General features: G+C 69.4%; 12 protein-coding genes. 10 read left to right on the top strand and 2 right to left on the bottom strand.

Annotation, left to right across the window (positions count from 1 at the left end; all coding sequences use genetic code 11):
* The first annotated feature begins 76 nt into the window (after positions 1 to 76).
* The 8 genes from OV208_RS11185 to OV208_RS11150 all read left to right on the top strand — a co-directional run bounded on the left by OV208_RS11185 (position 77) and on the right by OV208_RS11150 (position 16,425).
* The gene (locus OV208_RS11185; protein WP_267573817.1) at positions 77 to 1,204 is read left to right on the top strand and encodes an esterase/lipase family protein; all 1,128 of its coding nucleotides are present in this window, start codon (positions 77 to 79) and stop codon (positions 1,202 to 1,204) included.
* Positions 1,205 to 1,326: 122 nt separating this feature from the next.
* Positions 1,327 to 5,865: a hypothetical protein gene (locus OV208_RS11180; protein WP_267573816.1), complete on the top strand. Its 4,539-nt coding sequence runs from the start codon at positions 1,327 to 1,329 to the stop codon at positions 5,863 to 5,865.
* Positions 5,866 to 6,006: 141 nt separating this feature from the next.
* Positions 6,007 to 7,335 carry a PQQ-dependent sugar dehydrogenase gene (locus OV208_RS11175; RefSeq protein WP_267573815.1) on the top strand — a complete coding sequence of 443 codons (1,329 nt, stop codon included), beginning with the start codon at positions 6,007 to 6,009 and terminating at the stop codon, positions 7,333 to 7,335.
* 365 nt (positions 7,336 to 7,700) lie between these two features.
* Entirely contained in the window at positions 7,701 to 9,839 is a 2,139-nt protein-coding gene (locus tag OV208_RS11170) for a Kelch repeat-containing protein (RefSeq protein ID WP_267573814.1), read from the top strand.
* Positions 9,840 to 10,418: 579 nt separating this feature from the next.
* Positions 10,419 to 12,542 carry a S8 family serine peptidase gene (locus tag OV208_RS11165; RefSeq protein ID WP_267573813.1) on the top strand — a complete coding sequence of 708 codons (2,124 nt, stop codon included), beginning with the start codon at positions 10,419 to 10,421 and terminating at the stop codon, positions 12,540 to 12,542.
* Between the two features lie 159 nt (positions 12,543 to 12,701).
* On the top strand, positions 12,702 to 14,240 hold the full coding sequence (locus OV208_RS11160; protein WP_267573812.1) for a hypothetical protein: 1,539 nt from the start codon (positions 12,702 to 12,704) through the stop codon (positions 14,238 to 14,240).
* Positions 14,241 to 15,026: a DUF1588 domain-containing protein gene (locus tag OV208_RS11155; protein WP_267573811.1), complete on the top strand. Its 786-nt coding sequence runs from the start codon at positions 14,241 to 14,243 to the stop codon at positions 15,024 to 15,026.
* Positions 15,027 to 15,030: 4 nt separating this feature from the next.
* Entirely contained in the window at positions 15,031 to 16,425 is a 1,395-nt protein-coding gene (locus tag OV208_RS11150; RefSeq protein ID WP_267573810.1) for a DUF1552 domain-containing protein, read from the top strand.
* A gap of 15 nt (positions 16,426 to 16,440) precedes the next feature.
* Here the strand turns inward: OV208_RS11150 and OV208_RS11145 are convergent, their stop codons facing one another.
* The gene (locus OV208_RS11145; RefSeq protein ID WP_267573809.1) at positions 16,441 to 17,175 is read right to left on the bottom strand and encodes an endonuclease/exonuclease/phosphatase family protein; all 735 of its coding nucleotides are present in this window, start codon (positions 17,173 to 17,175) and stop codon (positions 16,441 to 16,443) included.
* A gap of 94 nt (positions 17,176 to 17,269) precedes the next feature.
* Positions 17,270 to 18,391 (bottom strand): TPM domain-containing protein, encoded by a 1,122-nt coding sequence (locus OV208_RS11140; protein WP_267573808.1) that lies wholly within the window; start codon positions 18,389 to 18,391, stop codon positions 17,270 to 17,272.
* A 456-nt stretch (positions 18,392 to 18,847) separates the two neighbouring features.
* Here OV208_RS11140 and OV208_RS11135 point away from each other — a divergent pair, with 456 nt between their 5' ends.
* Positions 18,848 to 19,888, top strand: a complete 1,041-nt coding sequence (locus tag OV208_RS11135) for a hypothetical protein (protein ID WP_267573807.1) — start codon at positions 18,848 to 18,850, stop codon at positions 19,886 to 19,888.
* Between the two features lie 291 nt (positions 19,889 to 20,179).
* Complete coding sequence (locus tag OV208_RS11130) at positions 20,180 to 22,339, top strand: xanthine dehydrogenase family protein molybdopterin-binding subunit (protein ID WP_267573806.1); 2,160 nt, start codon at positions 20,180 to 20,182, stop codon at positions 22,337 to 22,339.
* Position 22,340: the final 1 nt, after the last annotated feature.

The raw sequence follows: 22,340 nt of genomic DNA, 5'->3' as shown, positions 1-22,340 counted from the left end.
GTGCCAAGGGTTCGGGACCACACGTTGAGGTCCGCCACCCGGCGTCGGTGGCCGTCCTCACGTTAGGCTTGCCCCCATGGCAAACCGGCACCGCGTCTATCTGGTCCCCGGCTTCTTTGGCTTTACCCAGATGGGTGACAAGGAAACGGAGCGAATCGCCTACTTCCAGAACGTCCCCCGTCTGCTCCAGCAGCGGTTCAAGGAGCGCGGCATCGACGCGCAGGTGCATGCCGTGGCCTCCTCCCCCACCTCCGGGCTGGAGGCGCGGGCCCGCGACGTGTTCCGGGAGATGGCGCGGACCGCGAACGAGGACGACGCGCAGCTCCACCTCGTCGGGCACTCCACGGGCGGGCTGGATGCTCGGAGCGTCGTCTCACCCCGCATGGCCCGGGAGGCTCCGGCCTTCGTGAAGCGCGTGCGCTCGGTGGTGACCATCGCCACCCCGAACCACGGCACCCCGCTGGCGACCTTCTTCCACCAGGGCGACGTGGGGAAGACGCTGATGCGCTACCTGTGGCTCTTCACCTTCCTCACCCTGCACCGCAAGGCCATGCCCTTCCGGACCGCCGCGCTCCAGGCGTGCTACTGGCTCGTCCTGAAGAGCGAACAGGCGAAGCTGCCGCCCAACCTCTTCAATCAGATCGTCCGGCTGACGGCGGACCTCTCCGAGGACGAGCGCGAAGAGCTCATCCGGTTCTTCAATCAGGTGGGAGAAAACCAGACGCTGATCCAGGACCTCACGCCAGCCAGCGTGCAGGCCTTCAACGCGAACACGGCGGACCGGGAGGGCGTGCGCTACGGCTGCATCGTCACGGGCGCGCCGCCGCCCGCTCTGGCCCTCCGCCTGCTGCTCTCCCCGGACGCGCTCCTCTACGGAATCTTCTCCTTCCTGTATGGGAAGAGCGCGCCCCTGTCCCGGGAGCTCCAGATTCCCGAGCGCACGGCGGCGCAGATGCAGGCCCTCCAGGATGTCCTTGGCAGGAAGTTCGAATCCCGGAGCGACGGCATCGTCCCGAGCCGCTCCCAGGTCTGGGGACGGGTCCTCCACGTCGCGAGCGCGGACCACATGGACGTCATGGGCCACTTCGACCAGCCCCCTGAGTACATCAGCTGGCTGAAGTCAGGCTCCCACTTCCAGGAGGAGCAATTCCAGGCGCTGTGGGAGCGGGTGATCGACTTCACGGTGGGCGGCCCCAGCACCTGAGCGGACCCGCCCCAGCCTCGCGTCCGTCTGCCTTTCGATTCGCGCCCCACGTCCGGTAGAGTCCGCGCCGACAACGGGGGAAAATCCAAAGGGCCTGAAGCCTCCCCCCGGGAACAGCTTCCATGCGCCATTTGCTCATCCTGCTCGCGGCCGCCTTCCTCGCCTGCTCCTCGGGTTCACCTCCCGTCAAAGGTGAACCCGATGCCGGCGTGACCTGTGGCCCTGGAAGCTGCGCGGGCTGCTGCGACGCCACCGGCCAGTGCCGCGCGGGCACGGAGCAGACCGCCTGCGGCATGGCGGGGGCGACGTGCAGCGACTGCCTCACCGCCGTCTGCGTCACCGGTGGGTGTGAGACCCCCGTGGAGCCGTTCGCGGGCGACACCTGCGCCGCGCCCGTCGAGCTTCAGGTGGACTCGGAGGGCCTCGCGCGCGCGACCCTCGACCTGACAGGCCTCGCCGACGACACCGCCGCGAGCTGTGGCAGCGGGGGCGCGGACGCGGTCGTCGCCTTTGACGTGCCGGAGAACGACACCTATGTCGAACTCGTCGTGCGCTCGGACGCCGAGGGCGTGCGGCCCCTCGTGGCCCTGCGCGGCAATTGCACCCATGGCGGCACGGAGTTCCGGTGCGACCTGGCTCCGGCGGGCACCGGCAGCGTACGGATCACGACGGTGCTCCCGCGCGGACGATTCTTCGCCTGGGTGGAGGCGGTGGGCTCCGCCAGTTCTTCCCTGAAGGTGGAGCTGCGGCTGTCCCCCCCCAGGGCGGGTGATACCTGCGCCGCGCCCCGCACGTTCGCGCTGGCCGAGGGGAGCGCCACGCTCCGGGACGACCTGCGCCGCTACGCGCCCGACGTGCTCGGCTGCGTCGAGGGCTCGCGCGACGCGGTGTACACCTTCACGCTCGCGGCCCCGGCGGAGGTGGACCTCTCCGTCGTCTCGCGCACCCCGGGGTTCGAACCCGTGCTCACGGTGGGTTCCTACTGCACGCGCCCGACCTGCGAGGCCTCCGGACTGGAGACCTCCCACTTCGAAGGCGGGCTGGACACGGGGACGCACTTCGTCATCGTGTCCGCGCGGACCCTCGCCGCCGGCGAGTTCGACCTCACCCTCGGCACCCGGCCGCAGCCCTCCGGGGAGAGCTGCTCGGAAGCCGCCCTGCTGACGTTTGATGCCAACCGCCGGGCCACCACCTGGGTGCCGACCCAGGGTCGCGCGGACGACTTCACGCTGGACTGCATGCACTGGACTCCCGGTCCCGACTCCGTCTACCGCTTCCGGGTGGACCAGACGAGCGACCTCGCCGCGACGCTTGGCAGCGGCGGGTTCGGGCAGGGCAACGTGCTTGCCCTGCGCTCCGCGTGTGACGGCGTGGATCTGGGCTGCGGCCCGACCCTCTCCGTCGCGGACCTCGCGCCGGGCGAATACCTCCTCTTCACGGATTCGTCCTCCTACGAGACCAGCACCCTCACGCTGTCGGCGCAGCTCACCGGAGCACGCCCCCAGGGCGAGACGTGCGCACGTCCCATCCCCATCACGCTTTCGGGCGGCACCGCCCACCTCACCGACACCCTCAGCGGAGCGACGGACGACCTTCCCGAGATTTGCGTCACGAACGGCCCCGTGCCCGAACGCATCTACTCGCTCACCCTGGACCAGCCCCTGCTCGTCAACGCCACCGCCACGCGGATGGGGACAAGCGGCTCGCTCGCCCTGAGCCTGCTGGAGGCACGCCACTGCGGGACGGGCTCTTCGACGGACTGCCAGGTGGGGACGACCGCCACCGTCCAGAAACTGCTCCCCGCGGGCACGTACTTCTTCGTCGTCGAGTCCGCCACCGGCATCGGCTACACGCTCGACGTGAGCGCGGTGCCCCCACCCGATGGGGAGTCGTGCGCCAACCCCGTCGGCTTCGACCTTGCCATGGGGGGCGGCACGCTCACGCATCAGGCCAGCACGCGGGGCAGCTCTCAGGAGAACTACAACAACGCCTGCATGGGCTACGACCTGCCCGACCGCGTGCACCGCCTCACGCTCACCGCTCCGCACTCGAACCTGGTGGTGACGGCCACCGCCCTGGGCACGAACAATGCCCCGGCCCTGCTCCTCGTTCCGGAGTGCATGGACGTCGAACCCCAGGCGCAGAACTGCGAATCGACGGTCCAGGCCTCGCGCGTCCTGCGGCAGACGGCCGTCCCCGCGGGCACCTACTTCCTCTGGGTGAAGGGCCCGACGGTGGCCGGCACCGACTACCGCCTGGACGTCTCCGCGACGCCGACCCCGGAGGGCGACACCTGCTCGGTCGCGACCCCGGTGACGCTGTCCGGAGGGCCCACGGGTGGAACCGCCACGCTCACGGGGACGACCGTGGGCATGTCGGACGACCTCAGCGCCTGCATGCAGGTCAGCCCCTCCTTCCCAGAGCATGTCTATTCGCTCACCCTCGATCGCGAGTTGGACGTGAAGGTGAAGATGACGCCCGCGCAGACCTCGGCCCGGGGCATGGTGTCGCTCGTCGACGCCATGTGCAGGGCGTCCTACAACGTGTGCGGGATGCTGGAGGCGGACGGCGTGACGACCCTGCGCGCGGGGAGCCTCAAGGCCGGCACCCACTTGTTCTCGGTTGACCACACCTCCGGTGGCCCCGACGCCTATTCGCTCGAGGTTTCCGCGGCCCCGCATCAACTGGGAGAGACCTGCGCGAATCCGCGCCCGCTGGTGTTCTCCGAAGGCAGCGCGGGCGGCACCGCGGTCTTCACGTTCGACCCGCGTGACTTCTTCGATGACCCGAACCTCGACTGCCTCAACAACGGGGCGGACGCGTTCTTCACGTTCACCACCGACCGCGTGCTGGACCTGTACGTCCACGCGCCCACCGGGACGACGGAGCTGTCGCTCACCCGGACCTGCGGCGAGGCGCTCCCCTGCCAGTCGGTCAACCTGTCCTCGGGTCCGTTCGGGCGAGGCAGCCTGCAGCCGGGCACGTACATCTTCGCCGTGGACTTCAGACACCCATACCTGGAGCAGCCCCTGACGCTCCAGGCTTTGCTGACACCGCCCACCCCCGGTGACACCTGCGCGCTCGCCCTCCCGCTCGGTCTTCCCCCGGAGGGAGGCACCACCGTGATCCCCGGAACCCTCACGGGCGCCTTCAACGAACACCAGAGCGACTGCTCGTTGTACGTCTACGAGGACCGCGTCTACACCTTCACCCTCACCGAGCCGATGAGCTTCATCGCGGAAGCCACCAACGCCTCGGGCACGAAGGCCCCAACCCTCACCCTGCGCCGCGGCACCTGTGACGGCACGGTGTCCACCTGCACCGTGGGCGGCAGTGCGCGCTCGTCCATCCGCGACACGAGCCTGGCCGCGGGGACCTACTACCTGTTCGTGGACAAGGCGTCCTACGAGGATGCGCCCACCGACTACTCGCTGAAGGTGTCCCTGGGCTCGATGCCGGCGGGTGACTCCTGCGCCAACGCGCTCCCCCTGGGCCTGCCGACGAGCGGCCCCGGCCAGGTCACCGTCCAGGGTGACACGGGACGCTTCTTCCACGACCTGACGCCCTCCTGCGGGGCACCGTACGTGAGGCGCGAAGCGCCGGACGCCGTCTACACCTTCACCACCACGGAGCAGATGAACCTGCGCCTGTCCACGAAGGCCCTCACCCCCGGTTTCCGGCCCACCGTGTCGCTGCGCCGGGGGTGTGGCGGCCTCGATACCGACCTGCGGTGCGCGTGGACTCCTACCTATTCGCCCGACACCTGGACGAGCTACCGCGACCTGCCCGCGGGCACGTACTACGTCGTCGTCGACGGCAACGAAACCGCCCACGTGGGTGACTTCGAACTGGTGGCGCGCCTGTCCCGGTCGGGACAGGTGGGCGAGAGCTGCGCGAGTCCGGAGCCGTTGACGCTCTCCCTGGGCACCCACGGTCGCGCGACGCTCACGCGCGCGTTCGCGGACTCTTTCGATGACCACGCGGACTGCTGGGGCCGCGAAGGCAGCGATGCCGTCTTCGCTGTCAGCACCGACCGTCCCCGGCGCCTCCATGCCCGCGCCACGGGCTCGCCGGCGGTGACGCAGCCGGTGCTGTCCGTCCGGCGCAGCCCCTGTGACGACACCGCCTCGCAGCTCGCCTGCGAGCGCGCCTCCCTGGACGGCCTCGCCCGCGCCTCCGCGGACCTCCCCACGGGCACGTCGTACCTCCTCGTCAAGTCGCCGCTGGCCAACCCGACGGGCACGTTCCAGCTCGACGTGAATGTCGACGACTTCGTGCCGGGCGATGTCTGCGCGGACGCCCTCCCCCTGTCCTTCTCGAATGGCGCGGCGGGCGGCACGGCGACCGTCACGCTCGACCCGGCCGCGCACGGCACGGACGCGAAGCTGACGTGTGATTCCGGCAACCGGCCAGACACCTTCTTCACCTTCACCACGGACCGCATGCTCAACCTGTCGGCCACGCTCCTGCGTCAGAACACGAGCGATACGTTCTCCATGGGGCTGCTCGCCGACTGCGGAGGTCCGGAGTCGGTGTGCCGCGCCACCAGCTTCTCCACGGCCCCCCTGGTGCTCACGCGGAGCGCACTGCCCGCGGGCACCCACGTCCTCGTCGTCCGGGGTGGAACGGGCTTCACCGTGGACCTGTCGCTCGCCCCCTGAGCGGCCGGTACGGCCGACGCGCGCTCCCTGGCGTCACCCGCGCCGGGGGGCGGCGGCGCGACTGTTCACCAAGGCAAACAGGGGGCATGGCGTGCCCGTCGACGGGTGACGTCCAGCCCTTCTCGACGGAGAGTCGTCCCCATGCGCACTGGACTCGTGACCCCACTCCTCGCCTCTCTCCTGCTGAGCGCCGCCCCCGAAGCGGCGGCCCAGACGACCCGACCGCCAACGCGCCAGGAAGGCAACCTCGCCCCGGGACGCGGGGGTGACAGTCAGCAGTCCGTACCGCGACAGGGTGACATCCCCTCGGGCGCGCCCGTGGAGACCGCGCCGCCCAACGTCCCGGAGTTCAAGCCCGCGTTTCCGCAGCAGACGCGTGCCCCCGCGGTGAAGACGCGCACGCCCATCGTCGTGACGGAGATCGCCTCGGGCTTCAACAAGCCGTGGGCCATCGCCTTCCTGCCGGAGGGTCGCTTCCTCGTCACGGAGAAGCCCACGGGCTCGCTCTTCATCGTCACCGCCGCAGGCAAGAAGTCACCTGCGGTGACGGGCCTCCCCAAGGTGGATGGTCGGGGACAGGGAGGTCTGCTCGACGTGGAGATCGGCCCCGACTACTCGAAGAGCGGGCTCATCTACTGGACCTATTACGAGCCGCGCGAGGGCGGCAACGGGCTCGCGGTGGCGAGAGCGCGGCTGGTGGACGGTCCGAAGCCGCGCATCGAAGGACTCCAGGTCATCTTCCGCATGCAGCCCACGCTCGAATCGACGCTGCACGCGGGCGGGCGGCTCGTCTTCACGCCGGACGGCAAGCTCTTCGTCACGCTGGGCGAGCGCTCCATCCTCAAGGGCCGCGTGCAGGCGCAGGACCTCAAGAGCGACTTCGGGAAGATCGTCCGCATCTTCCCGGATGGCTCCATCCCCCAGGACAATCCCTTCGTGGGCAGGAAGGACGCCCGGCCGGAGATCTGGTCCTCCGGACACCGCAACATCCTCTCCGCGGCCCTGGACGCCCAGCAGCGGCTCTGGACCGTGGAGATGGGACCGCGCGGAGGCGATGAGCTCAACCGTCCCGAGCCCGGCAAGGACTACGGCTGGCCCACGATTGGCTATGGCGAGGAATACTCGGGCGAACCCATCCACAAGGCGACGCAGGCCGCTGGCATGGAGCAGCCTGTCTATTATTGGGATCCGGTCATCTCCCCCTCGGGGCTCGCCATCTACTCGGGGGCGCTCTTTCCAGAGTGGAAGGGGAACTTCTTCATCGGCGGCCTGTCCAGCCAGGCGCTGGTGCGGCTTGTGCTGAAGGACGACCGCGTGGTCGGCGAGGAGCGCCTGCTCACGGAGCGCAACGAGCGGATCCGCGAGGTGGTCCAGGGGCCCGACGGTGCGCTCTACCTGCTCACGGACGATTCGAACGGCCGCATGTGGAAGCTCACCCCGGGAGCCACCCCGCCAGCCCGCGCCCCTTGAAGTCGTCCTGACCGGGCCAGGGCGCTCCTCCAGGCGTCTCGGCCTGCGAGGTCGAAGCCCTGGTCTTCGCCCGCTGTGGCGGCTGCCACGACGCGGTGCCACCGAGGAACTTCCCATGCCGCTCGACGCGATGCGCGCGCCGTCGCGCAGATGCACTGCCGTCACATGCGCCCGCTTCGCGCTGCAGGAGGTGACGTTCGAGGCGCATGCGAAGGAGCGGGGGCGGGCGAAGGACAGCCCGGAGCTGAATGCATCCATCAAGTCCTATGTCCGGGATCGGGAGTTGAACGGGGAAAGACAAGAGTTCAGGATTCGCCGCGCCCGAACGGAAAGCGATTCCCGCACAGCCCTTCGAGGCTCGCCCCATGAAAAGACTTGCATTGATTCCATCCCTGCTCACCTTGCTGGCCTGTGGCCCGGATGCCGCGGATACGGACTCCGTCACTCCCAGCACCCAGCGCTCCGCCTTGGGGACGCCCCGGTGGACTGCCACGACCAGCGCCCTGACGGCCCGGAGCGGAGCCACGGCCACGCGTCTGGCTTCAGGGCAGGTGCTCTTCACAGGTGGCTCCTCCGCGACTGGCGTGCTGCTGCAGAGCGCGGAGCTGTACAGCCCGTCCACGGCCTCCTGGTCATCCACGGGCGCGATGACCACCGTGCGCCGTGGGAACACCGCGACGCTGCTGCGGAACGGCCAGGTTCTCGTGGCCAACGGTTATGCGGGCGGAGGCGCGGGTGTGTATCTGAGTTCCGCGGAGCTCTACAACCCGAGCACGGGCTCGTGGACAGCGACGAGCGCCAGCCCCACGGTGCGTTCGGACGGCAAGGCCGTGCTGCTTTCCTCGGGCAAGGTGCTGATCGCGGGCGGGGCCGGGAGCATGGGTCCCATCAGTGCCGCGGAGCTGTATGAACCGTTCAATGGCAGTTGGACCCCCACAGGGTTGCGCCTTGCCCGATACCGGCACACCTTGACGGCGCTACCCTCCGGCAAGGCCCTGGTGACGGGCGGGAGCTCCCGGCTCAGCACGCTCAGCTCCGTGGAGCTGTTCGACCCGGTCACCAATTCCTTCTCCTCTGTCGCGCCCATGAGCCAGACGCGCCACAGCCACACCGCGACGCTGCTGCCCAACGGCAAGGTCCTGGTGGCGGGTGGAAGCGGGGCGTTCACGGCGGAGCTCTATGACCCCGCGACCAACACCTGGACGCCCACGGGCTCCATGACGCGCACCCATCCGAACCATGAAGCGGAGCTGCTGCCCTCGGGCAAGGTGCTTGTCTTCGACTCCAGTGGCACCAGCGAGCTTTACAACCCGGCCACCGGGACCTGGAGCATCGCCGCGCCCCTGATTTCCAATCGCAGCCAGGGGGCGTCCGCGCTGCTTCGTTCGGGGCAGGTGTTGTTCGCCGGAGGCATCGTCAACTCGGCCACCACGGCCGCCGCGGAGGTGTACGAACCGGGGCAGTCCTCCTGGAATGCCACCTCGCGGCTCTTCGTGAACCGGTGCAAGCACTCCGCCACGGAGCTGCCCTCGGGGCGGGTGCTCGTGGCCGGCGGTTCGGGAAGCGGGGGAAGCGTAGAGGCGTATGATCCGGGCACGCGAACCTGGATCTGGCTGGGCGCCATGAACGAGCCCCGCTCCGGTCATCAGGCCGTCCGGCTGCCGTGGGGGCAGGTGTTGGTCATCGGAGGCAATGACTCCACGACCCAGACCACCGCGGAGCTGTACGACCCGGACAGCAACGCCTGGACCCCCACCGGCAGCCTGCTCACGGCGCGCTCGGGGTTCACGGCCACGGTCATGCCCTCGGGGCAGGTGCTCGTCACCGGAGGCCGCAACGGGTCCGTCTATCTGACCAGCTCGGAGCTGTACGACCCGGTCACGGGGACCTGGTCCGCCACGGGGAATCTGGGCTTTGGCCGTGCGGATCACGCGGCCCTGCTGCTCAGTGACGGACGGGTGCTCGTGACTGGCGGCGCCTACGTGGCGAACACGATCACGAGCCGGACCTCGAGTTCGGAGCTGTATGAACCCGCGATAGGCCTCTGGACCGCCACCGGCTACCTGGCCTCGTCATCGCGAAGCGACTTCACCCTGAACCTCTTGGGTTCGGGCGTGCCCCTCGCCGTGGGCGGACGCAACGGATCCTCCATGCCCTTCGGCCCGTTCTCCGTGGCTTCGACGGAACGGTTCTCTCCGACGTCGGGCACCTGGTCCCATGCGGGTCAGATGACCGCGGCCCGTCACTTCCATGCCACCACGGCGCTGGCCTCGGGTGCAGTCCTGACCGCGGGAGGCAGCACCACGGTGGGCGGTGGGCAGCCCGTCACCACCGCGCAAGCCAGCGCGGAGCTGTACGATCCGGGCTTGAATCAGTGGACGGCCACGGCCGGAATGCTCGTCGCGCGCTCGGGCCTGACGCTGACCCCGCTCTATACCCAGGAGGTGCTCGCGGTGGGCTGTGGGCCCAGCACGGAGCCGTCCGCGGAGCTCTACACGCCGTAAATCCGCCAAGCCTCCCGCAGGGCTACGGGTACCGAAAACTGCGTGTGTTCCTCCAGTGGAAGCTCGGTCCCGCCACGCCGTTCGCGGGACCGGAATGCCCGGGACGGCTCGGGTGTCACGGGCCACGCGGAGAAGCCTGAGGAGGAGCCCTGAGCGCGCACCGTTTCCGCGGAGGGTGCAAGAGGGCCTGACGCGACGTTTCTGTTCAGACACCGCCAGTGAGGCATTCGATTTCTGGGTAGACCCAACGAAGGTCTCCGCCTGATGGGGCCCCAACGCCGGCGACACGAGCGACGTGCGAACGTTCGAGCTCCGCGTCGGCGGCAGGCATCGGGTCCTCACCCATGCGCCAAACGGCGATACCTACGACTTCACCGGTGAATTCCGCGCGCTCGAACCTGGCACGGGGCGCTCGACAAGTTGGAGCGCGAGGCGCGCCAGTGGGCCAGTCGTCAGATTGAGGTGGGCAGCACTCTCCAAGCTTATCCGGCATATCAGGAAATAACTGACCACAAAGATTGACACACCCCGGGTACGTCTGACTTCTAGTGCCTCCAAGTCCTTTCACTTGGAGGCCATATGAAGAAAGCTGTTCGAGCGAGCCTGCTCCCCGTGCTGCTGTCGTCTGTCTTGAGCGCCTGCGGAGGCGAGGTCCCCACCCCGGGAGCCTCCTTCACGGCGGACACCGCGCTGTCGGAGTCCGCTGCGCCCGCGAAGAATCCCCGCCGGTTCGTGCCGGGCCAGGCCATCGTGAAGTTCAAGGGTTCCGCCAGGGGACTCGCGGACGGCGCGCTTCCCCCGGTCCGGGGCTTCCAGGCGCAGCTCGTCAAGCCGCTCTCCAGTGGCTCCTTGCTGGTGGCGCTGGAGCCGGAGCAGCGGTCCGTCGCGCCCTCCATCGCGGAGGAGGAGGCCCGAACCCTGGAGGCCATCGAGGAGCTGCGCAGGAATCCGGACGTCGAGTACGCGCACGAGAACCTCTACATGGAGTTCTTCGCCACGCCGACGGATCCCCTGTACTCGGTGCAGTGGAACTACCCGGCCATCAACCTGCCCACGGCCTGGAACACCGTCACCGGCAACGTGAAGATCGCCGTGCTCGACTCCGGCAGGCTCAACCACCCGGACCTCATCGGGGCCTGGACCGGGGGCTATGACTTCGGAGATGGGGACGCGGATCCCACTGACACGACCACCTACCACCACGGCCTGCATGTGGCGGGCATCCTCGCGGCCCGCACGAACAACGGAGTGGGCGGCGCCGGCGTCTGTTGGGGCTGTCAGCTCATGCCCGTCAAGGTGTCCAATGCCAGCAACAGCATCACCCTGGCCGCCGTGGACGATGCCATCCGGTACGCGGCGGACAACGGCGCGCGTGTCATCAACATGAGCTTCGGCACGGCCTACAACGTCAACTTCCCCACGGCGGTCTACCCATGTTCGAACTACGCTGACATCCAGAGCGCGGTGACCTACGCCACTGGCAAGGGCGTGGTGGTCGTCGCCGCCGCGGGCAATGACGGCGTGGCGGGCCTCCAGGCGGCGAACATCACCCCCGCCTCCTGCACCGGCGTCATCGCCGTGGGCGCCAGTACGCAGACCGGTGCGCGGGCGACGTGGAGCAGCGGCGGCTCACGCGTTGACGTGGTCGCCCCGGGCGGCACCGCCAGCTCCGGCTTCTACGGTCAGGGCTTCAGTTGCCCCACGGATCCCAATGTATGGGACCCGTACAGCGGCACTGATCAGATCGTCTCCGCCTGGGCCATTGGCAAGCCCGGCGCCACGCTCCTGCCGGGCGACTATTGCCACCGCTACCTGAGCGGCACCTCCATGTCGTCCCCGCACGTCGCGGGCCTCGCCGCGCTCATCCTTTCGCAGAAGCCGTCCATGACGCCCGCGCAGGTCACCGCGCGCATCAAGTCCACCGCGACGGCCGTCTCCGGCTGCGGCAGCAACTGCGGCACCGGCCGCATCAACGCCTCCGCGGCCATCTACACCAACCTTCCGCCGCAGCCGGCGAAGGGCCCCTGGTACAACCCGGCGCGCTCTGGCAACGGCCTGGACATCAGCCACCTGGCCAGCGATCAGATCCACGTCACGTGGTTCACGTACACGGCCACGGGCACCCCCATCTGGTACCAGAGCTTCCTCTTCGCGGAGCCCGGCGAGTGGCGCGGCGACCTGTGGAGGAATTTGTGGACGGGTTCGACCGCGACGTTCTCCACGGTGGGCAGCATGCGCATCACCTACACGGGTGGGCTGTGGCGCCTGTATTGGACGCTGGGAGCGCTTTCGGGCAACGAACCCATCCAGTTCCTCGCCTTCGGCAGCGGCGGCACGGTGATGAACCTGAATGGCCTCTGGTACAACGCGGCGGAGTCGGGCTGGGGCGCGAACTTCAACACGCAGGGCAACACCCACGTCCTCAACCTCACCATCTACCAGGGCAGCAATCCGGTCTGGGTGCAGGGTGTCACGACGAGCACCTCCACCTCGCTCTCGTTCCCCATGCAGTACATCACCGGCACCAACCTCTGCCCGGGTTGCACGGGAACGACGTCCACGTCCTCCACGGCGGCGGGCACGTTCACCGTCAGCGGTTCGGCGGGCGCTCCCGGTGGCATGGCCGCCTCCTCCGCGGTGAGCTTCCCCGGAGGGACCTGGAACCGGCCCTCCTTCACGCTCAACCGGCTGACGGGACCGTAGGCGTCGTCTTCCAAGCGCCGTGTCGACGCCCACGTCGCGTCGGCACGGCGTTCGCCGGCCCACGGGGTCCAGCGCGCCCACTCAAGCTCACCCTTCGGGCCCCCGTCGCCGCGCCTCCAGACTTGCAGCCTCTTCGTGGCTGGCCTGATAGGCGCGTCCATGAAGAACCAGGTGCTGCTGCTGGGCCTGCTGCTGCTGGTCGCATGCAAGGGAGCGATTGGCGGAGACGCGTCGCCCGACGCCTCCGTCCCTGACGCGGGGGGGCCGCCTCCGGAGCCGTCCGCCTCGGCCTGCGAGGTCGAAGCCATGGTCGTCGCCCGCTGTGGCGGCTGCCACGGCGCGGTGCCCACCGAGGGCGCCCCCATGCCGCTCAACTCGCTGGACGCGATGCGCGCGCCGTCGATGAAGGACCCGGCGGTGTCGAACGCGCAGCGCTCCCTCATCCGCATGGCGGACACCGCCGCGCCCATGCCCCCCGCGCCTGGAAGCCCCGCCACCCAGTTGGAGGTGGCCGTGCTCGCGGGCTGGATGGCGGATGGCATGCCGTCCTGCACGACTTCTCCGGATGGGGGAACGCCCACGGTCGCCTCCCCCAACCTCATCCCGCAGGCGGAGCTCTTCGCCTGTTCCGCGGGCGTCGCGTCGGACGCGCCGACGCGGCTGCGCCGGCTCAATCGCTGGCAGTTCACGCGCAACGTCAGCGGTTCCGTCACCCGCTCCTGGACGGGCTTCACGTTCTTCGACAACCCGTTCGACGCGGAGGCCCACGAGCAGTACAGCAGTTGGGCGTCCACCGCGACCGTGGACGATACGACCCTGGACCTGTTCCTCCCCGTCGTCGCGGACGCGCCCCTGCCCTACCCCTTCACCGGCAACAACCGGATGGAGTGGATGAATGAGAATGGCTCGGCGCAGCGCTGCATGTTCCACGAAGATCATCCCAGCGCCGCGTGCGTGAAGGGCTACGTCAGCGCGTTCCTGGAGCACGGCGTGTTCTACCGCCCGCCCCTGGAGCGCGAGGTCAACCGCCTCACGGCCTTCGCGGTGGAGGTGCTCGCGCAGGAGCCCGCACCCAACCCGACAAACCGCACCGCGACGTTGGCGCGCATCTCCACCGCCGCCTGGGTCATGCCCGGAGCACTCTTCCGCGACGAGTTCGGGACGGAGGAGAACGGGCGCGCGGTGCTTGGGCCCTGGGAGCTCGCGCAGCAGTTGGCGTACGCGGTGGGCAACCGCGCCCCCGGGGCGACGCCCACGTGGATCTACACGCCGCAGCCCTACTCCGAGGATCCGGTGAAGGGCTACATGGGAGGCATCGCGGAGGCGGCGCGCGATGGCAGCATCCGCGATGACGCCCGGGTGGACGCCCTCTTGCGCCAGTACGCGGGCGGGGTGGACCCCACGCGCTTCGATCTGGTCCAGGACCACCGGGATGCGGATCGCCGCAAGCGCCGGGGCGAGTACTGGCTGGCGGATGGCCTGTCCGGCTTCTTCCGCGAGTGGCTGGGCTACGAGCACCTGGCCCTGGGCTTCAAGGACGACCCCGCGAAGACGTCCCGGTTCGACGACGAGGGCCAGAAGGCCAGCGACAGCTCCTACTCGTACTTCAACCTGATGACCGGCTACTACGGCCCCGAGTCGACGCTGGTGCAGCAGTTGGACGACGTCGTCGCGAAGGTGGTGCTGGCCGACAAGTAGGTGCTGAAGACGCTGCTCACCACCCGGGACTTCCATCTGGCGTCGACGGCGGAGCCCTCGAACTACGCCAAGCAGGTGCTCTACACCGGCCACCCCTACGGCACCGAGCAGTCCATCCCCAACGCGCCCGGGGTGCGCTGGGTGACGATGCCCGCGGCCGAACGCGCGGGCGTGCTGACGCACCCGGCCTGGCTTGGCGCCCACGCCGGCAACTTCGAGGACGACCCGTCCGCCATCTACCGTGGCAAGTGGGTGCGCGAAAACCTGCTGTGCGGCTGGGTCCCGCCGCTCAACTCCGTCCGGGTGATGGCCCAGGTCGGCCCCTCCGCTCCCGACAAGAGCTCGCGCCGTCGCCTGGAAGAGGCCACGAACAAGTCCGAGTGCGCGGGCTGCCACAGGCTGATGAACCCGCTCGGCTTCCCCTTCGAGGTCTACAACCACGCGGGCTATCTGCGCGCGAAGGATCACGCACCGGACGGGAGCTGGGGCCCACCGGACGGAAGCTCCGTGCTCACCGGCATGCCCGATGCCGCCCTGGACGGCCCGGTGAAGAACGCCGTGGAGCTGAGCGCGAAGCTCGCGGAGTCGCAGTACGTGAAGCGCTGCTTCGTGCGGCAGGCCTTCCGCTACTACATGGGTCGCCCCGAGAACCGGACCGACGCCTGCACGCTCATCCGCATGGAACAGGCCTACGACGCCGACGACGGTTCGTTCCTGTCCATGCTCAGTGCCTTGACGACCAGCGACACCTGGAAGACGCGCCGCCTGCCCGGAAAGGGAGAGTAGAGCCATGGTGACACGACGCACGCTCCTGCAAGGCCTTGGCGCCGGCCTCTTCGCCCCGTTCATGTCCGACGTCCTCGCGCAGCCCGCGAAGCCCGGGCGGCTGGTCATCGTCCTCGAATGCAATGGCATCTACCCCCGCGCCCTGCTCAGCGCGGGGACTCGCACCGCGCTCGGCGGACGGGCCCTCCTGTCGGACTACAACTTCTCCGACGCCTACCCGGAGACCCCACTCATCCGCACGGGGGACGCGCTCTCCACCGCCCTGAGCCTGGGCCCGCTCGCGGCCCCCGCGGGAGGCGGGCTGTCGCTCGTGGAGCGCTCGGCGGTGGTGCTGGGACTGTCCAGCACCATCGCGGGCGGTGGGCACTCCAGCGGAGCGGGCGCCTTGAGCTGCGCCGTCGACGGGACGGGGCCCACCTTCGACACGGTGATGGCCCCCAGGCTCAAGCGCACCACGCCCTTCGGGGCCGTGCGCCTGGGCACCAGCTCCTCGCTCAGCGCCATCGCGTACCAGACCTGCAGCCTGGGCCCGCGCAAGCCGGTGGGCGTCCTCGTCAATCCAACGCTGGCCTACGACAGCACCTTCGGCGCGTTGATGGGCGGGGCGGCGTCGGGACGCGATCGCAACATGCTGTTGGATCTCGCCCGTGCGGACACGCGCGACGCCCTGGCCGTGTTCAAGGGCAACTCCCATGAGCGGCTCAAGCTGGAGCGCTACCTGGAGTCGCTCGAAACCCTGCGCGCGCGCGAGGACCTGTTGCGCAGCCTGTCCAGCAAGGTGACCCCGCTGCTGCCCCCGTTGCCAGCGGACAACCCGCTCCTGACGGGGAGCGAACGGCCGGACTCGCTCGCGGTGCTCGAAGCGCAGTTCCAGATCGCGACGACCGCGCTGCTGGGCGGCCTCACCAACGTCGTCGTCCTCGCCGCGGGCACGTCGGGGTTCGACGTCACCTACCCCGCCGACATCACGGGCCTGACGCGCCACCAGCTCCAGCATGAGATTGAAGCTGGCGCCAACTGGAACGCGGTGGTGGAGGTGACGCGCCGCCATGTCGCGCTGGTGGCGAAGCTCGCGCGGACGCTGGCGGCCACGCCGGAGGTGGGCGCGAGCGGCTCCATGCTGGACCACACCGCCATCCTCTTCATGTCCGACAACGGCGAACAGCACCACTCCACGGGCCGCGAGTGGCCGCTGCTGCTCGTCGGAGGCAACGCGCTGGGGCTGAAGACAGACGGGCGCACCGTGGTCTTCCCCCGGGATGGCCGGGCCCGGAACCGGCAGGTGTCCAACCTCTTCAACTCCCTGGGACACGCGCTCGGGGATACGTCGCTCGACCACTTCGGTCTGGAGTTCAGTACGCGCATCGCGCCGGGGCCGCTCAGCGAACTGTATGGCTGATGCGCCCTGCGTCAGTCAGTACGCGACGGTCGCGGTGTAGGCGAAGTGGTCGGAGCCGAACTTCTCCAGGCGCTCGGCGGGACCGGTGCCAATGCCCTGGAGGACGTAGAGCTGGTCGATGGGCACGCCGTCGACGCCCGCTGTCCGCAGGTGGTTCATCCCGGGGATGTCCTGCGACAGGGGGCGGTTGAAGTCGCCCACCAGGACGACGGGCAGGCCACGGCCGCGCAAGTCGGCGACGACCTCATGCACCACGGCGTTGTGCGTCCGCCAGCGCTCCTGGCGCTCAGGGTGCTCCCCGTTCCAGGCGCCGGAGAGGTAGTGCGTGTTGATGAAGGCCAGCTTCGCGCCGGTCTCCTTGTTCTTCAGCACGACCCAGTTCACGAAGCGCGAAGGCGTCACTTCGGCCTCACCGCCGTGCGTGAGGCGGGAGCCGTCACCGGTCTTGTCGTACTTGTTCTTGCGCCAGGAGATGGCGATGGAGTTGCGGGCGTCGAGCCGGTTCTCGCCGGGCCGGAAGTGGTCATAGTTCTCCAGCGCCCCCAGCTTGGAGTGACCCGCGGAGGTGTCCACCTCCTGCCAGCCGATGACGTCCGCGAGTGGCTTGAGCGTCGCCTCCCCGTGCAGGGTGTTGTGCGTCGCGACCGTGGTCGTCGTGACGGCGAGCGCGGCGGTCCGCTCCGGGGTGGCGGGCATGAGCCCCAGGGAGAACAGCAGGCTGAGCACGGCGGACGACAGGAGTTTGAGCATGGTTCCCTCGAAGCTTGCGCCGGGCGCCTCCCAGCGCATCAAGGAAAACTAGCCAACTCCGGAAATGTCGAAAAGGACGTAGCGAGGTACGCGGCTACCAGCTTCCGCTGGAGCCTCCTCCCGAGGAGCGCCCGCCTCCGGACGAGGAGCGTGAGGAGCTCGAAGAACTCGACGACGACGAGGGCCGGGTGCGGCGCGGTGTGGAGCGGCGCGAGACGGACACGAAGGCGCAGTGAGCACACCGCACCGTCACCTCCTCCTCGCCGCCGTGATCGTACGTCGCGCTTCGCAGCGTCCGTGAGCTCTGCTTCCCCGTCACGTAGTTGCATTGAGTGCAGCGCGCGAGGCTGGTGAAGAACGCGCCATAGCGCTCGATGAGCACGTCCGAGCACGGCTCACACCACCAGGCGTCGTAGTCCACCGAGCCCATCGATTCCTCGACCCGCTGGCCCGCGTCGAGATGCGCATCGTCCTCCACCTCGCCGAGCCGCAGCCGCTGGGTGCCACATGCCTTGCACTTGCGCGGACGGCGGCGGAGCCAGGCACGACCCGCCAGCCCCGCCGCGCCGAGCACGCCCGCGCCTCCGGCGATAGCGCCCAGGCCCGGCTCCATGGAGGCCTCTTCCGGAGGGCTCCAGGTCACCTGCGACGAGGCGTCCTGGATCTCCACGGAGGGGGGGCTGTCGGGGACATCACTCCCGGCGACGGGCTCCGGGGCAGCGGTATCGGGATTGTTGAGCCGTGAGTTTTCGATGAGGTCCTTCAGGCCTCGTGCACCCATCTGGACCGCGGCGTTGGGATCCTTGCGCTTGAAGGCCGGCACGATGGCCTGCGCCATCACCGCGTCGCTGGCCTCTTCGTCGGCGGGTTCATCCACCCCGTCGCCCAGGATGATCTCCACCTTGCGGTCGGCGTACGCGACGAAGAGCAGCACGCCATCGTCGCGCCCGGGATGGCCGATGCCCCAGCGGTTGAAGAGCGCCAGCGCGAACTCACGCGAGGGCCTGCCCGACGTGGTGTCCAGCATCACCACCATGAGCTGACCGAGCCCACGGTCGTTCAGCTCAGTGCCCGTCTGTTCGAGCTCCGCCTGGACCGACGGCTGGAGGACGCGGTTGGCGGTGACGTCCACCGTCCAGGAGCCCCTGGGAGGACGGGGCACCTCTTCCACCGTGACGCCCAGGGCCGGAGTGCCGAGGGCGCAGAACAGGACCATGAAACCCAGCCATGCGCGCATGGGTCCAATTGTAGCAGAGCCTCCGGTCGCCCCCGCGGCGGGGACGGCTGATGCTCCGGGTCAATCCTTCGCCATGTCACCGTCCAGCTCCGCCTTCAGCGTTGGAATCACACCGCCGCTGAAGAGGCGGTTTTCGTCCCGACGTAGCAGACCCGAGGGACCACGCCGACCGTGTGCGGCGCCGGCTCGCGGCTTCGAAGTCCTGGCGTCTGGTGACACGAGTCACCACCTCTGATGGCCCGCCTCACCAGGAGCGAGGGGTGCGCAGCCACTGCCGGATCCAGGGCTTCAGAGGGGAAACGGCCTCCAGCCGCCCTGGCGAAGCCCTGGCACACGCCGTGCTTAAGAGAAGCCACATCACGGACCGGACGCAGCTTCCGGCTCCCTCCTCCAAATCCCTCTCCTCCCCGCCCCCGCAGTCCCCCGAGGCCTCCCATGCGCGTCTCCAACAGCCCCCGCCCCGCGTCCTCCGCCGCCTCCTCCGCGCCTGCCTCCACCACCCCGACGCCGGACACCAGCAAGGGCAAGGGCTTCATCGACAAGAACCAGCCGGACACGAAGTTCAGCCAGCAGTGGGGCCAGGACATCTTCCTGGACCCGCGTAAGGGCGACAAGGCGGACGCCAGCGCGGCCAAGAAGGACGGGCGCCAGGTCACCCAGGGCAACACCGGCCCCGGCCAGGTGGCGGGCAATGAGAGCGGCAAGTACGTCTCCTGGCAGAAGGACGCGGCGGAGTTCAAGACCGGCACCGGCTTCAGCGAGGACGGCACCGGCGCGCAGATTGAAGCCAGCGCCGCCGAGGTCCAGGGCGATGCGTCCTACCGCGTGATGCCGTGGGAGATCGGCGGCCGGGCCGGTGCCGAGGCCAACATCGCCAGCCTGCGCGGCGACGCGGGCTTCGGTAAGGACCTGAAGGAGATCCCGGGCCTGGATAAGGTCGACGGCAAGGTCTACGGCGGCGTGCACGGCGAGGCGCTGGTGGGCGCCAACGCGGACGCCAAGGCGAAGATCGACCTGAACCCCAAGAATGGGGACATGGGCGCGGAGGTCGGCGCCGGCGCGCTGGTGGGCGCGGAAGCGAGCGCGACGGCTCGCGGTGAGTTCGGTCCGGTGCAGGGCTCGGTGACGGGCAGCGCCATCGCCGGCGTGGGCGCCGCGGTGGACGCGAAGGTGGCCTTCGAGGACGGCAAGCTGACCATCGGCGGCAAGGCCAAGGCGGCCCTGGGCGTCGGGCTGGGCGTCGGCACCAGCTACACCATCGACTTCAACAAGGCGAAGAACACCCTCGACAACCTCACCAACGGCAAGGCCTCCGAGGCGGTCAAGGACGTGACGAACAAGGTCGCCGAGGGCACCAAGGAAGTGACGAACAAGGTCGCTGACGGAGCCAAGGACGTCGGCAACAAGGTCGCCGAGGGTGCCAAGGACGTCGGCAACAAGATCAAGGACGGCGTCAAGGGTCTCTTCGGATTCTGACCTGGAGCCAGCTCAAGAGGGACGCGCCAGCACTTCTCGCAGGAGCCCTCGCCACCGAGGAGAGTGGCTCCCTGGACAGGCTGGCTCGTCCTCGACGGCCAGGAGAACCTCGGGGCCGGAGTCGTCCGCGCCTCGCGTGAGTAGAACTGGCGGACTCCGGGCGGAAGAGACGTACCGTGGTCCGACACACCAGGGAGGATGTCTCCGCCCGGACGCACGCCCTGTCGGCCCACTGAACGCCACGGGCAAGGCCGTGTCGGGCGCGTCGTGGGCGTATGCGATGCTTCCCCCATGGCGGATACACTCAAATCGGACACGGCCGCTCCTGAAGGGATGGACCGGCGCCGCTTCCTGACGTGGGTCGTCGCTTCTCCCACGTTGATGATCGCGGCCCGGTTGGGGCTCGACCTGCCTTCAGCCTCGGCGGCGGAAGTCCCCGTGACGGAGGCGGCGACACCGCTCAGCCTGCTCCTCGCCCTCCAGAGCGATGGGCGTGTCGTCACCACCCTGCCCCGCACCGAGATGGGCCAGGGCATCACCACGGCCGTGGCCATGCTCGTCGCCGAGGAGCTCGACCTGCCGCTCGGCTCCGTCGACGTGCGCAGCGCGGACGCGGATCCCCGCTGGCTCATCCAGCTCACCGGCCTGTCGACGACGATGCGCTACCTGTCGGGCCCGCTTCGCGCCGCGGCGGCCGATGCCCGGGCACGGATTGTCACCGCCGCCGCGCACCGCTGGCGGGTGCTGGCCCTCACGCTCACCACCGCGAACGGCGAGGTGCGCGCGCCCGACGGTCGCCGCTTCGGCTATGGCGAGCTGGCGGAGGAGGCCGCGCGCGTGCTGCTGCCCGAAGTCCTCCCGCTGCCAAAGCCTCCCAGCCAGTACACCGTCGTCGGTCAGCCCACGGGCCGCATCGACGCCCGGGACATCGTCACCGGCAAGGCGCGCTACGCCCTGGACCTGGACGTTCCCGGGGCGATGCCCGCGGTGGTGGCGCGTCCCCCCACACTGCGTGGCAGGGTCCAATCCTTCGATGCCGCCACGGCTCGGGCGATGCCGGGCGTGCTGGGAGTGGTGACCCTCCCGTCGGGCGTGGCCGTGGTCGCGGAGACCTTCGGGCAGGCCTTCGCGGCGCGTGACGCCCTGCGGATCTCCTGGGCGCCGGGACCGGCCAGCACGCTGTCCGACGCCGACATCCGCGCCCGGTTGCTGTCGGCCATCGGGCCCAGGCCGCTGCCCCCGCTGCTGACCACCCGGACGGTGGAAGGACGCTTCGACTTCCCCTACCTCGCGCACGCGCCCATGGAGACGCAGAGCTGCGTGGCCCGCGTGCAGGGTTCGCACGCGGAGGTCTGGTCGGGGGCGCAGGATCCGAAGTACGCGCAGCGCGAGGTGGCCCGGGCGCTCGGCTGGGAGCTCACCCCGCGGAACGTCACCGTGCACACCGTGCGCGCTGGCGGTGGGTTCGGCCGCCGGTTCTTCCCCGAGGCCGCGGTGGAGGCCGCGCTCGTGTCACGGGCTGTCGGCCGGCCGGTGAAGTTGATGTGGAGCCGCAACGACGACATGCGCCACGGGCACTACCGGCCCGCCAGCCACCACCGGATCCTCGCCCACCTGGGGCTGGGGGGGAGCATCACCGGTTGGAATCACCGCGCCGCCATTCCCACCGTGGAGTTTCCCCACGGCTTCGGAGATGTCGTCACCGCGCTGGTCGGAGAGGTCCTGCCCGAGGTGACGAGCGCGGTGTTCTTCACGCTGACCCAACATGTCCCCTACCGGTTCGGCTTCGTGACCCAGCAGATGACCGAGGTCCCGATTCCCATCCCCACCGCGTCCTTCCGCTCGGTGTTCACCAGCCAGGTGGGGGTGGCCAACGAGGTCTTCGTCGACCAGTTGGCGCGCGAGCTCCAGGTGGATCCGGTCGCGTTGAGGCGCTCGCGGCTCACCTCCAGCCGGCTCCGGGCGGTCCTGGACAAGGTGGTGTCCGAGGGACGCTGGGGCCGGGCGCTTCCGCCCGGGGTGGCCCAGGGGGTCGCCGTCCTGGAAGAGTATGACAGCGCCATCGCGCACCTCGTGGAGGTGGACTGCACCGCGGAAGCGCCACGGGTGCTGCGTGTCGTCATCGCCGCGGATGTCGGTCTGCCCATCAACCCGAAGGGCATCGAAGCGCAGCTCCAGGGCGCCGCGGTGGACGCGATGTCCACCACCCTGAGCGCGGGCCTCCACATCGACGCGGGGGCGGTGCGCGAGGGCAGCTTCGCGGACTACCGCTGGCTGCGGATGAAGCACGTCCCGTCGGAGATCCAGGTGCATCTGGTCCGGTCGGATGACCGCGTGGGCGGCGTGGGAGAGCTTGGCTATCCCAGCGCCGCGGCGGCCCTGGCCAATGCGATTGCTCGGGCGAGCGGAACCATGCCCACGCGCTTTCCCATCCACGAAGGAGGCGTCTGAC

The sequence above is a fragment of the Corallococcus sp. bb12-1 genome (assembly GCF_026626765.1).
Lineage (GTDB): Bacteria > Myxococcota > Myxococcia > Myxococcales > Myxococcaceae > Corallococcus > Corallococcus terminator.
The sequence above is the reverse complement of the archived record's forward strand: the minus strand, read 5'-3'. Positions and strand labels throughout refer to the sequence as shown.